The following is a 15,714-nucleotide window of genomic DNA, read 5'->3' on the forward strand; positions in this document are numbered from 1 at the left end:
AACATATTTCTCGAACAAACCCTTGTAATCAGTAAAAGTTATACTTCAATCCGTAATTTGGATACTATTTTTCCGTGTGGAACGAGATAATTTTGTGTTGTAAAATTAACGTAGATGAATTTTTAAGAGGAATAGAACATGAATGATGTTATCACGATCGACCTGTTTAACAAGCTCACGGGACAGGATACGCTGCATCCATTGGTTAGCCTTGCAGACTTGTCCGGTGATGAATTGCAAGATGACTTGCGTATGCCGTGCAATTTCTATGCGCTGGTTTGTCGGCAGGGCAACGGGGAAACGATTACCCCGTCGCGAACATTGCTGTGGCTGGTCAATCCGGGAGAAATATTCGAGATCCCTTCCGCCGGACATCGGCAGGCACGGGGATACACGGGCGTGCTCTTTCATCCGGACCTGCTTTGTGACACCCCGTTGGAACGGAATATCGGGAATTATCCTTGTCGTTGTCGCTGCCGTGGCACCCTGTCCGAACGAGAACAGCAGATTATCGCCGGATGTTTGCGGGAGATAGGTAAGGAGCTGCACCATGCTATCGACCGGCACAGCAGCACGATCATCGTGTCGCACATCGAGTTGTTATTAAATTATTGCACGCGCTTTTGTAGTCAAACTAAAATACGATAATATGAAACCAAAAATTATTTGTCATATTTTCTCGTCCGTGGATGGACGACTGTTGAACGAACGCTGGACGCGGCCTTATGACGGGAAAGCTCCCGGCGAAATTTGTGGCGTGTATGCCGAAGTTGGTAAAGAGTTGAGGACGCAAGCATGGATGTTCGGTAAGAACACCCTGCAACAACTCTACTTCCCGGAGGTGTTCATTCATGCGGAAAAAGACGAGACGCGAGATGTTACAACTTATTTAGGACATCGTGCATCTGAAAGGCTTTTTGTCGTGGCCGACCCGACCGGAGAAATTACCTATACGTCCGATACGGTGCGCGGTGACAATATCGTTACTATCCTTGGCGAACAGGTGTCTGGGAGCTATTTAAAGCACTTGCGCGATATGGGCATTTCATACCTGTTTGCAGGGACGGACGGTTGTGATTTGCCGCTTGCCATGCATAAGTTGCGTGCGGAATTCGGTATCAGATCACTTACGCTGCAAGGCGGTGGAATGATAAACGGCTCTTTTCTGAAAGCGGGCTTGCTGGATGAATTAAGCCTGCTTGTTTATCCGGGTATCGACGGGTTGGCGGGTGTTCCTTCCATCTTTGAATATTTGGGTGGAGAAGAGGAATTTCCCGCTTCCGGGCAGGCGTTGGAACTGTTGGATGCATCCGTGTTGGAAAATGGAGTGGTAAAGCTTCATTATAAATTTCATAGAATTTAAGAGTACCATTATAGTTTTATCATGTTCGGTTGCTGCAAGCACTTATCGAGGGACAAAATATTCGGGACATAGAAAGGGGATATAGGTTACCAGTAAAAGTTATACATCAATCCGTAATTTGGGTAGTCTCTTGTTAAATCACATGGTGTAATTTTGTACAGGATAAAGTAATGAATTAAAAAAGAGAATAATATGAAACTAAAAAACAAATTTGCCGCCTTGTTGCTTTGCTTGGTTTCACCGGCAGGAGAGGTCGTGGCACAGACTCCAAGAATGGAACGAATGATGGATAAAAAACAACAGAACATCGTGACGCTTGCCGCGTTGACGGCGGTGGGAGATCTTGACGGGCTGAAAGTCGCGTTAGGCACGAGCCTCACGGACGGCATGACCGTTAACGAGGTGAAAGAAGTACTGGTGCATACCTATGCTTATTGCGGTTTTCCGCGTTCACTGCGTGGCCTGCAGACCCTCGTTACCGTGTTGGACGAGCGTGAGGCAAAAGGTATCACGGACAACCGGGGACGTGAGGCTTCCCCGATCACAGACGCCCGTGGTAAGTATGAACGCGGGAGGGATATTCTTGCGAAAATCTCCGGGGTGCCTGCTGACGCACCGAAAGCCGATTATGCCGTGTTAGCGCCTGAAATCGAGGTTTTTCTCAAAGAACATCTCTTTGCAGACCTCTTTGAACGGGACGTGTTGACTTATGTGGAAAGGGAATTGGCTACTGTTGCCGTGATTGCCGCCCTGGGCAAGGGCGTGGAACCGATGCTTTGCGGACACATGGGCATCGCTATGAACGTGGGAGTTACGCCCGATCAATTATATAATTTGCTTGCCTTGATCGAGAAAAATGTTGGACGAGGGGAGGCTGACGGTGGACGGCAAGTGTTGAACGAGTTGTTGCAAGGTAAAGGGCTGGCTACCTACTCCGACGCACCGGTCAACACGTTGGAGAACGGTGTGAAGATGCAAAAAGTGACCTTCCGCAATCGTTTCTTGATAGACGTGGTGGGCGATCTTTATTTGCCCGAGGATTATGACGGGACTAAAAAGTATGCTGCTATTATCGTGGGGCACCCTTTTGGCGGGGTGAAGGAGCAGACTTCGGGATTACATGCGCGTAAGCTGGCGGAATTGGGCTACGTGACGCTGGCTTTCGATGCTTCCTATTACGGGGAGAGTGGCGGTTATCCTCGTCGTATCGAGTCTCCCGAAACTCGGGTGGAGGATTTCAGTGCGGCTGTTGATTTTATGAGCAATCACCCGGCGGTGGATGCGGGGCGAATCGGTGTTATCGGCATTTGTGGCGGTGGTTGCTATTCTGTTAGTGCGGCGCAAATAGACCACCGTATTAAGGCTCTTGCCACGATCAGCATGTACGACATGGGACGTGCTCGCCGTCAGGGGGTAGGAGACGTGATGACCTACGAGCAGCGGATGCAGTCGCTTGATGCCATCGGGGAGCAACGCACGGCGGAATACGGTGGTGCGGCTCGCAAGGATATTCGTGCCTTGCCTGAGAAGGTGGACGAGCATACGCCGAAATACGCCATCGACTTTCTGGATTATTACGATAATCCGCAACGTGGCCAGCATCCTAATTCAACGGGTTACTATTCCTACACGAGTCTCGCTCCGATGATGAATTTCTTCCCTTTCGCACAGATTGAAACGATTTCTCCGCGCCCGTTGTTGTTTATCGTGGGGGAGAACGCCGTTTCCGCGTATTTCTCGGAGGATGCTTACGCGAAAGCTGCTGAACCAAAGGAACTTTTCGTCGTGCCTGGTGCCACGCATGTTGATTTGTATGACCGACCGGAATATTTGGAAATCACCTTGCCCAAATTGGACCGTTTTTTCAAACAATATCTCAAATAAAAAACGATAGATGATATGAATAAATTATGTGTTATCACGGTAACGATCTTGATGGGTGCTTGTTGCAATAATCAATCCGTGGAGAATGATAGACGACATGATGTTTTCCCAAAAGGCGAATTGATGGTAAACAACCCGAATTTCACGGGGGATGCGTGGCTTGAAATGTTCGTGACGAAAGCTGATTCGACCGACTGTACGGTAGGTAACGTGACCTTTGCTCCAGGTGTGCGTAATAGTTGGCATTCTCATCCGGGAGGTCAAATTTTGCTCTGCACTTCCGGGGAGGGGCGTTACCAGGAAAAAGGCAAACCCGTGCAGGTTCTCAAGCCCGGTGATGTGGTGAAGATTGCTCCCGATGTGGTGCATTGGCACGGGGCGGCCCCCGACAAAGAGTTTACGCACGTGGCCATTGGCACGCAAGTGTCTAAAGGTCCGGCACGATGGTATGAGCCGGTAACGGATGAAGAGTATTATAATAAATAGATAAAGCGTATGAAAAGATTATTAATCATTTCGGTTTTATTTTTTTATTTGACGGCAATAGCTGCTTGTTCAAAGGATGATGAATCCAGAGAAGAGATAGAGATGCCCAACCAGCTTTCAGGTAAAAGCAAAACCCTCGTGACTTATTTTTCCGCTACCGGAACCACGTTGGGTGTGGCAAAGCGCATCGTGGAGCTAACCGGAGCCGATGTGTATCGCATAGAGCCAGCCACGGCCTATGCTTCCGATCCTTATGATGATTCGGACAAGATTCAGGATGAAGCTTACAACGACCGTCGTCCTGCTATTGCCAACCTGCCGGATGCGGACGTGATAGCCGGGTATGACACTATTTTCGTCGGTTCGCCCATCTGGTGGCACCAGCCGGCCATGGTTGTTTGCACGTTCTTGGATGCTTATGATCTGGAAGATAAGGTTATTATCCCGTTTTTCACTTACGGCTCCACGACTTATTTGAACGAGTCCATGCAGAAAATTTATAAGCTTACCCCAGATTCTAAACATATTCCTGCCACGCTTCCCGAAGATCTGGACGCGGATGATATCACCACGCCGGGACGTCCCGATGACAGCGGTATCGACATGCCGGGCCGGGCTAGCGGTACGGAAGCATGGCTTCGTAGAATCGGGATCATTGAATAACTCTTAAATAGAAGAATATGAAAAAGAAATTATATATTATCGGAATGTTGTTAATCGTTCTCAGTGCTACTTTCTATTGTTTCGCTGGTAGCCATGAAGATACGATTACTGTTGCGGAAGACGTGTTAAGTGGGGTGCAGGGGGAGTCATCTGTTTCTGCCCGTGCTGACGGGAGAGTGCTTGTTGCCTACTTCTCTGTTCCAGAGACGGATGGTGTAGACGCCTCCTCCGGTGCCAGTCGAGTGGTTTCTGACGGCAAGGTGTTGGGTAACACGCAATACGTTGCCACCGTTATCCGCGAAGCAACGGGAGGTGACTTGTTCGAGATCAAGACCGTCCGGACTTATCCCGGTTCGCACAAGGCTCTGATTGATGCCGCCAAAGAAGAAATTGATAGCGGGGCCCGTCCCAAACTGGCCACGCGTATTGAGAATCTGAAAGACTACGATGTTATCTTCATCGGCTTCCCCAATTGGTGGTATGATATGCCGATGCCGCTCTACACGTTCTTTGATGAGTACGATTTTAGCGGGAAAACCATCGTGCCGTTCTGTACGCATGGTGGCAGTCGTTTCTCCGGGGCAATCAAGACTATCCGTGAACTGGAAAAAGGGGCAACGGTGCTTGACGGGTATGCCGTTTCCCGTGACCGTGTGGCTGATTCAAAAGACGGAATCCTGAAGTGGCTGGAGAAGATCGGGATGAAGAAATAATCTTTATCTTTCTAAAGTATAAAAAGAGATAGCGATTTTATTTAGTCGTTATCTCTTTTCTGTTATATTGGGGATCATAAACAAGTCAAGTGACGATTTAGAAATGAGTATGTTATTCAATGATTAAAATAGTTATTGATGAAATCTGTCGTTTTTCGTTAAAATGTTTATCTTTGGGGGACTGTTAAAAATAAATCACTTACTATAAAGAAACAATGGAGCAGGAAAACAAACAATTGAATTCACTCCCGGATAATGCGTACCGGGAACTCGCCCCCGGCGAGGAGTACAAGCCGATGATGCCGGCGAACACGAAACCCAAGGAGGTTACGCCGTATTCGGTAACATTCGGTATTATCATGGCGATCATCTTTTCCGCGGCGGCGGCTTACCTGGGTTTGAAAGTAGGACAGGTGTTCGAGGCTGCTATCCCGATCGCTATTATTGCCGTCGGCGTGGGCAATATGCTGGGGAAGAAAAATATGTTGGGACAGAACGTGATTATCCAGTCTATCGGGGCTAGTTCCGGGGTGATCGTGGCCGGGGCAATTTTTACGCTTCCGGCTCTTTATATTTTAGGACTGGAGGCTCAATTCTACCAGATATTCCTTTCCTCTTTGTTCGGAGGTATTTTGGGTATCTTGTTGTTGATCCCTTTCCGGAAGTATTTCGTGAAGGATATGCACGGTAAATACCCCTTCCCGGAGGCCACGGCAACGACGGAAGTGCTGGTATCCGGTGAGAAGAAAGGTAACCAGGCGAAATTATTGGCCGTGAGCGGTCTGATCGGAGGATTGTATGATTTCTGCGTGAGTACTTTCGGTTGGTGGGCGGAAGGAATCTCTACCCGTATCATGGGTTGGGGTGAAATGCTTGCCGATAAGGTGAAAGTGGTATTTAAGATTAACACGGGTGCGGCTGTACTCGGTTTAGGATATATTATCGGGTTGAAATACGCGGCGATTATTTGTGCCGGTTCGTTCACGGTGTGGTTCGTGTTGATACCCTTTATCAGTCACTTTGCCGATGGGCAGACGTTGGCTGTCGGAGAGGGAATCTCTATACTTTTGAGGGATATGACCCCGGAACAGATTTTCTCTAATTATGCTCGTCACATCGGTATTGGCGGTATCGCCATGGCCGGGGTTATCGGTATTATCCGTTCTTCTGGGATTATTAAACAAGCGTTGGGATTGGCTGTCAGTGAACTGGGTGGTAAGAAAAACGTGGAAAGAAACGTGGAGCGCACGCAACGGGATATCTCAATGAAATTTATTCTTTCGGGAATTATTTCCGTGTTGATCGCTACTTTCGTGTTTTTCCAATTCGGCGTGTTAGGAAACTTGACGCACACGATTATCGCTACTTTGATCGTGTTTATCATTTCGTTTTTGTTTACGACGGTTGCGGCTAACGCTATTGCTATCGTGGGTTCGAACCCGGTATCAGGTATGACGTTGATGACCTTGATCTTGAGTTCGTTGGTGTTAGTGAGTGCCGGGTTGAGCGGGACAAGCGGTATGATGGCGGCCATGATTATCGGTGGTGTGGTTTGTACGGCGTTGTCTATGGCCGGAGGTTTTATTACTGACTTGAAAATCGGTTATTGGTTGGGAACGACTCCTGCTAAACAGGAAGGTTGGAAGTTCTTGGGTACGGCTGTTTCTGCTGCCACGATTGCCGGGGTGATGATGGTGTTGAACCAGACTTACGGTTTCGTTGGAGAAAATGCGCTGGTGGCCCCGCAGGCAAACGCTATGGCTGCGGTGATCAAGCCGTTGATGGAAGGTGGAGCAACACCTTGGTTGTTATACTTTGCCGGGGCGGCCTTGGCATTGATTCTGACGATGATCGGGGTTCCGGCCTTGGCGTTCGCTCTGGGTATGTTTATTCCCTTGGATTTGAACACCCCGTTGTTGATCGGAGGTTTGGTTAGCTGGTATGTAGGAACTCGTAGTAAAGATGAGAACGTGAATAAGGCTCGTCGCGAACGCGGTACGTTGATCGCTTCCGGGTTTATTGCCGGTGGTGCTTTGATGGGTGTAATCAGCGCGATACTGAAATATTGCGGTGCCGATTGGTTTATGACTTGGAGTGGTGCAGAGATATTGGCTGTCGTGATGTATATCCTGATCATCCTTTATTTTATTTACGACTCGATGAAGGCTAAGAATATTGAGTGATTTCGTGATTGATGATTCAGAGATTAATGAATCTAATAGTTGTATCACTGAATCATTGAATCGGAAATCACAGAATCATGAAATCATAAATCTAAAATATAATAAAGATGGATTTGAAAGATCGTTTTTTGAAATACGTGAGTTTCGACACGCAGAGTGACGAGATGAGCGAGACTTTCCCGTCCACGGAAAAGCAAAAGGTGTTGTTAAAATATCTGGTTGAGGAGATGAAATCTCTAGGGTTGACCGAGGTGGAAATGGATGAGCATAGTTATGCTATGGGAACCATTCCGGCTACACCCGGTTACGAGAATCGTCCGGTGATCGGTTTCATTTCTCACGTGGACACGAGCCCGGATATGAGTGGGGCGAATATCAAACCGCAAATTATCGAGAATTATGACGGGATGGATATCCGTTTGAACGAGAACCTGATGATGACGGTGAAGGATTTCCCGGAATTGACCGCTTTCAAGGGACACACGTTGATTACCACGGACGGGACTACTTTGTTGGGGGCTGATGATAAGGCCGGTGTTGCCGAGATCATGACAGCTGCCGAGTATTTGATGACTCACCCGGAGATCAAGCACGGGAAGATTCGCATCGGGTTCACGCCGGACGAGGAAGTCGGTCGTGGGGTGGATTATTTCAACGTGGAGAAATTCGGGGCCAAGTTTGCTTACACGATAGACGGCGGTTTCGAGGGAGAATTGGAGTTCGAGAATTTCAACGCTGCCAGTGCTAAGGTGACTATTCAGGGACGTAACGTGCATCCGGGATATGCCAAGGATAAGATGATTAACGCTTTGCAGGTGGCTGCTGACGTGAATAGCTTGTTGCCCGCTTGGGAACGTCCGGAACATACTGACGGCTATGAGGGTTTCTATCATCTGGTAGGTTTGAGCGGTTCGGTGGAGAACGCGGAGATCAGTTATATTATCCGAGATCATAATCGGGAGAAGTTCGAGGCCAAGAAACAATTCATGACAAAGGTGGTAGAGCTTTTGACCGAGAAATATGGCGAGGGTGTGTTAACCCTGACCTTGAAGGATCAGTATTATAACATGCGTGAGATGGTGGAACCGCATCCGGAAGTGATCGACAAGGCTTTCAAGGCCATGCAACAAGCCGGGGTAACCCCGATCGTTCGCCCGATTCGCGGGGGAACCGATGGTGCCCGTCTTTCATACATGGGATTGCCTTGCCCGAACTTGTTCACGGGCGGTATGAATTTCCACGGTAAATTCGAGTATTGTTCTTTGGACACGATGAAACGTGCAGAGCAGACCATTTTGAACCTGATTCAACTTTGGGCAGAATAATTTTTTAGATACCGGAAAAGCACCTAGGGACAATTGTCGTCTAGGTGCTTTTTTGTAAAAAGATAGGAATATGAATAAATGGGGTATTTTGTTTATCTTGTTATGTGTTGTGTGGGCATGTGATAAGAAAGAGGAGGATAAACCTTCGGAACCGAGATACGTGGTATTGACACAGGTCTCCCGACATTTCAATATGTTAGGTAACGGTTCGACTGAAATGAAAGAGTATAAAGAGGTATATTCGTATAATTCTTATGGATACGAGAATGGTTGTGCTTTTTACGAGGACGGGGTGAAGGTGGAAGAACGTGGGAATTATCGGCATGACGAACTGGGACGAGTTGTGTATTGGGAAACAGCATTAACCGATGGTACGAAGGGATTCTTTTGGGATTATTCTTATACTCCTTCCGGGAAATTGTCGGTAGAACGTAAAGTTTATTTCACGATAGAAGAGGGTGGTATGGAGAAAGAGCCGTTGATTTACAAGACGGAATATAGCTACAACGGGCAGGATTTGGAGAATTGTGTTTTTGCCTATATGAATGACGAGTTGAATTATAAACGTGATAATTATCAATATAATGTTGCCGGGCAGTTGTTAGCTTTTGATGAATTTGACAAGAATGGAAATTTAAGGGCTACTTATCGTGACACTTATGATCCGTCGGGTCGGCTTTTAAAAAGTGAAATTGTGATGAAAATTATTGAATGGAGTTCCGTGTATGAATATACTTATGATTCTTCCGGAAGAGTTGCTTCCATGAAGACTTATTCTAATGGAAAATATGACGGGGAAACTAAAGATTACCGTTATGATGAAGCCGGAAATAAGTTGTCTTCGAAAGCCTATGATGCTGCGGGAAATTTGATGTCGGAGTTTGAGTACACGTACCAGAAATTTGAATAGAAAAGATATTAATGATAAATAACACACCTGTAGCGGGACAAGCTACACTTTTTCCTTTCACTCCCCCGAAGCATTCGGATGATTTGTGTATTCCGGTTCAGACGTGGGAGTTTTTGTGCCACACGTTGTATTTGAAGCGGTATCCTTTTTTGCTCGGTCCAAAGGGATGCGGGAAGTCGTCGATTGCCAAGGAGTTGGCAGATGCGATGGGGATGGAGTATTTTGCTTTTGATATGGGACAGGCGTTCAAGCCGAAGAAGATGTTCGTGGGCGGTTTGATTATCGGGGATGACGGGAAGACGAAGGCCGTACGTTCGGAGTTCTTCAAGGCTTTCGTGTCGACGAAGCCGACATTGATCTTCCTGGACGAGTTGACCCGTACGCCTATGGTGGCGGCGAATTTCCTGATGACGATACTGGATCGGCAACAGTCTTATATTTACGATGAGGATTCCGGGAAACGTTATAATAAGGGTGCGAACGTGCTTTTCGTGGCGGCGGGAAACGTGGGTTTTGCTTACGTGTCGACGCAACGTTTGGATACGGCTTTTGAAGATCGGTTTATCAAGGTTCGGTTGAATTACCTGACAGCGGCAGAGGAGGCGGCCCTGATCCGGGCTCGTTTCCCAAAGGTGACGCGAGATGCGGCTATACAGTTGGCAAAGGTAGCTGAAGTTTTGCGTTTGGCCGAGCAGAAAGAGACCTTGTCTGTTTCGCTTTCTACCCGTCAGGTACTGGATGCGGCGGCTTATATCCCGTTAGGATACATGTTGGGCGAGGTGATCGAGCGGGTGATCCTCACGAATTACGTGATCACGGGAGAGGAGACGGTGGCTCGTTCGTTGATACAGACACTTTGAAAGCACGATCATGGATTTTCGACGAATAGAAGAGATATACGAAGAGCAGTTTATAGACCGGGATTGGTGGGGGAATTTCCCGACGGCTCGGAATTTGCTGGATCGGGATTTGGGGACGACGGATTTGTTGAAATTGATCCCGGTGTGCGCGAAGATTGCTTTTCACGTGACGGGGGAAATTCCCAAATTGGTACTTTCAAATAAAGTGCCCAGTTTGTCGATGAATCCCAAGTATATAGCTTTAAACTTGAAGTTGTTGCGTTTGGGGGTGTCGGATGAGACAAGGGTGTTCGTTTTCTTCGGTTATTTCGTACACGAGTTGGGACATTTGATTTATACCGGGAAAGAGGTGGCGGAATTGACCGAAGAGGAGTTACGGTATACCCCGATGCACTATGATATGATCCATTTTATCGAGGATCGACGGGTGGAGTCCAAGTTGGTGCGGGATTTTCCCGGTTACCACTATTACCTGTACGCGGCTCGTAAAATGGGGCTGGCGATGGGATTGAATGCCGTGGAGAATTACATGGGATTTTATGGCGGGCAAAGCGAGGATGGGATACACCGGGGTGTTGACGGTTCGGAGGCTTTGTATGATTATATCTGTTCCAAGATATTGTATCCTAATCTGTTGGATGAAAGTAGTTATATGCGGGAGGTGTTGTCTTTTCCGGGGAATGACGGGAAGGTGCGACAGGTAAATGCTATATTGAAGTCGATCAAGGATTACGCGGAGCTGACTTACAAGGAGGTTGTTTGGTATGCTGCTTTGTTGACGGAATTATTCGTGCAAAAAGAGTATTGTCCGGATAATTTCTTTTTGCAGGAAATGAAGAAAGCGATGAAGGGGATCGAGGATTTCAAGGCGGACCGACAGATAAAAATGGCCGAGTCGGTTATCCGGGATTTACGGAAGACGTTGAACACGGAACCGGTTTATTCCCCCCAGTTGTACGTGAGCTCGGAACGTTCCAAGTTGGAATGGAAGGGGACGTTGGGCGTCTGTGACCGGATTGAGGAGTTCGAGGCGGATGTGGCCGAGATTTCCGATGATTTGTTGAACCGGGCAAAGGAGTTGGCTGCCAAGATACAGTTGAGTCTGGCGATGTTTTCGGGAAAGATGGATCGGACTCGGGTGATTTACGAGCAGGATTCCGGGGAACTGGATGAGGATGAGTTGTACCAGTCCCGCTATAACCGGAATATATTCTTCGAGGAGGTGACGGCTCCTTCGGCGATATTGGAGGTCGTGATACTTCTGGACCTTTCGGGTTCCATGTGTACGGGGGATAAGATTCCCACGCAGATCGTGATCTCGTCGGCACTGGCGTTAGCTTTTAATAAATACCCGAACGTGGTGTATTATTCGATCTACGGGCATCGGTGCGGGGACGAGGGAATCGAGGTGATTCGCTTTCATGAACGGGGAGAGAAATTGCAGTTAGGGAAATTGTTTTCCCAACAAGCGTTGAATGCCAATGCGGACGGGTATGCCATGCTGTACTGTTTCGATAAGTTTAAGTCAGACGCCAAGAACAAGTTGTTTTTTATGATTTCCGACGGGGCTCCTTCGGCCACGGGATACGACGGGGAAGATGCTCGGGAACACGTGTGGGAAGTCGTGCGGGAAGGGAAAAAGAGAGGAATAGAAGTCTTGTCCGTCGGGATTGATAATTTTGATCAGGCGGATATGTACGAGGAGTTTATCCCGTATTCCGGACCTGAAATCACGACCAAAATCTCCCAGTGGATTCGTAAGAAATTCATGTCGCTGGCGGATGATAATTCGTTTTAAAATCAAAAACAGCACCGTTTCCGATGCTGTTTTTGATTTTTATAACCCCAGTTTCTTGCGTATTGCTTTGGGGATGGCGTCTTTGTGAACCAGGATAGCCACGGTTTGCAGGCGGCAGAAAGGTTCGGACATGTAGAGGTAACCGCCGAACGGGTTACGATCTTCTCCCCATGAATTCTTGGTTTTATAGTATATTGTTCCGTTCTGGTCTTTCAACATTCCGGTAATGTGCATCAAGTGATCGTCTGTTGTTTGACGGTTGTTGAAGGTGAATTGACGTTTGGCATCGTCCACTTTCATTTCCGGGATGGGAGATTCGAAGGATTGCATTTTGCGTTCCCTGTCTTTTTGGCTAAGGGTGGTCCACTTGTCGATTTCGGCATTAATCATTTCTTCCGGGTTGTTTGTCGGGAGAATAGCCAGACCGTTCGGGTGGCTGAATCCGCTATGGCTTACATCCCCGTCCCAGCACACGGAATAACCGTTTTTGAGGGCGTTGTTCATGACTTCCATAAGCTCGTCTATCGGGAGATTGTAATAGCGGGCATGCATCCAGTTGTCGGGAATGGTAAGTTCCACTTCTTCGTAGAAAGGATACATCTGATACGAGGTAAGTTCCACGTAATCATCCAAGTTCAGATCCAGGGATTGAGCGAATGTTTGCGGGGTATATTCTTTTCCCTCGTAAGTGAACGTTTCCGGAGCATCACCGAGATAAGCCTCGATGTATCTCATGAAACCTTTCGTCCACACGGGAGTAATTTGTCTGTTCGGGTTCTTGTTTACTGCGTCGAGGATACCTTGCAGGGCAGCCACCATTTCTGAATGAATGTGGAAATCCCGTCCGTATTGCAATCCGGTGTACACGTTTTCGGGCACGATACCATATTTCTTTATCATGGCCAGCACGTCATGGGCCTGTCCGCCTTCACTGAAATTGGTCTTCCCGTGGAATTGGATGTAACGTAATCCTTTTTCGTAATAAGCATTTTTCGCCACGAACAGTTCGGCCAGATCATACACGGGTTTCCCTTTGCGTAGGAGTTCCGTTTCAAGGAACGAGATTGCCGCGTAATCCCAGCATGTACCCACGCTTTGCTGGTTCTTGACTGGGGTTGTTTTCAAATCGGCTACCGTGGTAAAATTGTAACCGGAACGGGGGCCTCCCTTTTGGGCGAATAAGGTCGTGCTGATTGCCGAGAGCAAAATCACGACGCATAGCGATAAATTTCTAATCATATCTGAGTTATTTTTAGTATTTTTACGTTGGCGACGAAGGTAATCAAAATAATCTATATCTTTACCTTGTTTTTGTGAGCGAGGAAAAAATACATTTAAATATAAATCATTTATTCATGAAAAAGAGTGTTATATTACTTTTGAGTGTCACCGTTTTGGCGACATCTTGCAAGGAAAGTGCAAAACAGCCGGGAAACCCGCTGATGCAGAAATTTGAAACTCCGTTTCAGACACCTCCTTTTGATAAGATCAAGCTGGCTGATTATAAGCCGGCTTTCGAGGAAGGAATGAAACAACACAAGGCCGAGATCGAGGCTATCGTGAACAACCCGGAAGAACCGACTTTCGAGAACACGATCGTCGCTCTTGACAAGTCCGGGGAGTTGTTGAATCAGGCTTCGTCGATTTTCTTCAATTTGTATGCTGCCATGACGAACGAGGAAATGCAACAATTGGCCATGGAGCTTAGTCCTGCGGTTACGGCTCACGGGGATGAGATCAACATGAATCCGAAATTATTTGCTCGGATCAAGACGTTGTATGACAAACGGGAAACGCTAGGATTGGATTCGTTGGCCTTGCGCACGTTAGAATTGTATTATGATGATTTCGTGCGGGGTGGTGCTAATCTGAACGAGGCTGACAAGGCTAAAATGATGCAGCTCAATGGTGAACTGGCCAAGTTGAGTTTGCAGTTCGGGGACAATCTTTTGAAGGAGACGAATGCTTTTACGCTGGTGGTAGATAACGAGAACGATTTGGTCGGACTTCCGGAAACCGCTATTGCCGCTGCTGCTGCCGAGGCCAAGAACCGGGGTATGGAAGGTAAATGGGTATTCACGGTTCAGAAACCGAGCATGCTTCCGTTCCTTACCTATGCCAAGAATCGGGATTTGCGTGAAAAGTTGTACAAGGGATACTACATGCGGGGAAATAATAACAATGCTAATGATAACAAGGCGGTATTGGCTAAAATGGTGAATTTGAGAACCGAGAAGGCGAAGTTGTTAGGTTTCGACACCTATGCCGATTACGTGATTGACGTGAACATGGCGAAGACCCCGAAAGAGGTTTATGATTTCTTGGGACGGGTGTGGACTCCCGCTTTGAAGGTTGCCAAACAAGAGTTAGCAGAAATGCAGGCGATTGCTAATAAAGAAGGGTTGAAAGCCAAGTTGGAAAGTTGGGATTGGTGGTATTATGCCGAGAAATTGCGGAAACAGAAATACGATTTGGATGAATCGGAAATGGCTCCTTACTTGAAGTTGGAGAATGTACGGGACGGGATGTTCCAGGTTGCCAATAAGTTGTATGGGATTACTTTGGAAAAGAGAACCGATATTCCCTTGTACCAATCGGAGGTTGAAACTTACGAGGTGAAGGATGTTGACGGTTCTTCTTTGGGGATTTTGTACTTGGATTATTTCACTCGCGCCAGCAAATCGGCAGGAGCTTGGATGACTGAATTCCGTCATTACACGAAAGTGGACGGGAAGGAGGAGATGCCACTAGTATCCGTGGTGTACAATTTCTCCCCGGCCGTGGGCGATGCTCCCGTGTTGTTGAGTTGGGATGACACGGAAACCATGTTCCATGAATTCGGACATGCCCTACACGGGTTCTTTATCCGGGGGGATTACAAGCGGATTGCCGGGACTATTCCTCAGGATATGATCGAATTGCCCTCGCAGGTAATGGAAAACTGGGCGAGTGAACCTGAAGTATTGAAAATGTATGCTAAACATTACCAGACGGGTGAACCGATGCCGGATGTCTTGATTCAGAAGATACAGGAGAGCGGTCATTTTAACCAGGGGTTTGCAACCGTGGAATATATCGCGGCTTCTTTGCTGGATATGGATTGGTATTCCCAGTCAGAGGTAAAAGATTTTGATGTAAACGCTTTCGAGAAAGCTTCCATGGATAAATACGGTTTGATCAAGGAGATTTTACCGCGTTATCGTTCCACGTATTTCTCTCATATATTTGATGGGGGATATTGTGCCGGGTACTACGTGTATCTTTGGGCAGAGGTCTTGGATGCGGATGCGTTCCAGGCATTCAAGTCTTCCGGGGATATCTATAATAAAGATTTGGCGGCTAAATTTAGAAAGTATGTTTTGTCGGAAGGAGGGTATGATGATCCGATGAAGCAATACATTAAATTCCGTGGGCAGCATCCGACGGAAGATCCTTTGTTGATGAAGAGAGGGTTGAAATAATTTTTATAGATGAGGGCGTGTCAAAAGTGTTTTTCTGTAACTCCCTCCCGGCTTCGCCGTGTTACCTC

At 47.3% G+C, this 15,714-nt stretch carries 13 protein-coding genes; 12 read left to right on the forward strand and 1 reads right to left on the reverse strand.

Features of this window, described 5'->3' with window-relative positions; translation table 11 throughout:
• Positions 1–138: 138 nt before the first annotated feature.
• The 11 genes from DWW52_RS14380 (at position 139) to DWW52_RS14430 (ending at position 12,185) form a co-directional block, all read left to right on the forward strand.
• Complete coding sequence (locus tag DWW52_RS14380; protein ID WP_118716204.1) at positions 139–648, forward strand: transcriptional regulator; 510 nt, start codon at positions 139–141, stop codon at positions 646–648.
• A 1-nt stretch (position 649) separates the two neighbouring features.
• Positions 650–1,363, forward strand: a complete 714-nt coding sequence (locus DWW52_RS14385) for a dihydrofolate reductase family protein (protein WP_118716205.1) — start codon at positions 650–652, stop codon at positions 1,361–1,363.
• Positions 1,364–1,555: 192 nt separating this feature from the next.
• Positions 1,556–3,247 carry an alpha/beta fold hydrolase gene (locus DWW52_RS14390; RefSeq protein WP_118716206.1) on the forward strand — a complete coding sequence of 564 codons (1,692 nt, stop codon included), beginning with the start codon at positions 1,556–1,558 and terminating at the stop codon, positions 3,245–3,247.
• A 15-nt stretch (positions 3,248–3,262) separates the two neighbouring features.
• A complete protein-coding gene (locus DWW52_RS14395) occupies positions 3,263–3,733 on the forward strand; it encodes a cupin domain-containing protein (RefSeq protein WP_118716207.1) in 471 nt (156 codons plus the stop codon).
• 9 nt (positions 3,734–3,742) lie between these two features.
• The gene (locus DWW52_RS14400) at positions 3,743–4,396 is read left to right on the forward strand and encodes a flavodoxin (protein ID WP_118716208.1); all 654 of its coding nucleotides are present in this window, start codon (positions 3,743–3,745) and stop codon (positions 4,394–4,396) included.
• A 17-nt stretch (positions 4,397–4,413) separates the two neighbouring features.
• Positions 4,414–5,109 (forward strand): flavodoxin, encoded by a 696-nt coding sequence (locus DWW52_RS14405; protein WP_118716209.1) that lies wholly within the window; start codon positions 4,414–4,416, stop codon positions 5,107–5,109.
• Positions 5,110–5,324: 215 nt separating this feature from the next.
• Positions 5,325–7,292 carry an OPT family oligopeptide transporter gene (locus DWW52_RS14410; protein WP_118716210.1) on the forward strand — a complete coding sequence of 656 codons (1,968 nt, stop codon included), beginning with the start codon at positions 5,325–5,327 and terminating at the stop codon, positions 7,290–7,292.
• Positions 7,293–7,399: 107 nt separating this feature from the next.
• Positions 7,400–8,617, forward strand: coding sequence for a peptidase T (gene pepT / locus DWW52_RS14415; RefSeq protein ID WP_118716211.1), 1,218 nt, complete (start codon positions 7,400–7,402; stop codon positions 8,615–8,617).
• 70 nt (positions 8,618–8,687) lie between these two features.
• The gene (locus DWW52_RS14420) at positions 8,688–9,527 is read left to right on the forward strand and encodes a hypothetical protein (protein WP_118716212.1); all 840 of its coding nucleotides are present in this window, start codon (positions 8,688–8,690) and stop codon (positions 9,525–9,527) included.
• An 11-nt stretch (positions 9,528–9,538) separates the two neighbouring features.
• The gene (locus DWW52_RS14425; protein WP_118716213.1) at positions 9,539–10,387 is read left to right on the forward strand and encodes an AAA family ATPase; all 849 of its coding nucleotides are present in this window, start codon (positions 9,539–9,541) and stop codon (positions 10,385–10,387) included.
• 10 nt (positions 10,388–10,397) lie between these two features.
• Positions 10,398–12,185, forward strand: a complete 1,788-nt coding sequence (locus tag DWW52_RS14430) for a hypothetical protein (RefSeq protein ID WP_118716214.1) — start codon at positions 10,398–10,400, stop codon at positions 12,183–12,185.
• A gap of 39 nt (positions 12,186–12,224) precedes the next feature.
• On the opposite strand, the gene DWW52_RS14435 is transcribed toward DWW52_RS14430, so the two are convergent.
• Positions 12,225–13,424 (reverse strand): aminopeptidase C, encoded by a 1,200-nt coding sequence (locus DWW52_RS14435; protein ID WP_118716215.1) that lies wholly within the window; start codon positions 13,422–13,424, stop codon positions 12,225–12,227.
• Between the two features lie 116 nt (positions 13,425–13,540).
• On the opposite strand from DWW52_RS14435, the gene DWW52_RS14440 reads away from it, so the two are divergent.
• Complete coding sequence (locus DWW52_RS14440; protein ID WP_118716216.1) at positions 13,541–15,646, forward strand: M3 family metallopeptidase; 2,106 nt, start codon at positions 13,541–13,543, stop codon at positions 15,644–15,646.
• The last annotated feature ends 68 nt before the right edge of the window (positions 15,647–15,714 follow it).

Origin of the sequence: Odoribacter sp. AF15-53, from assembly GCF_003479425.1 — a bacterium.
In the GTDB taxonomy this organism is placed as follows: Bacteria; Bacteroidota; Bacteroidia; order Bacteroidales; family Marinifilaceae; genus Butyricimonas.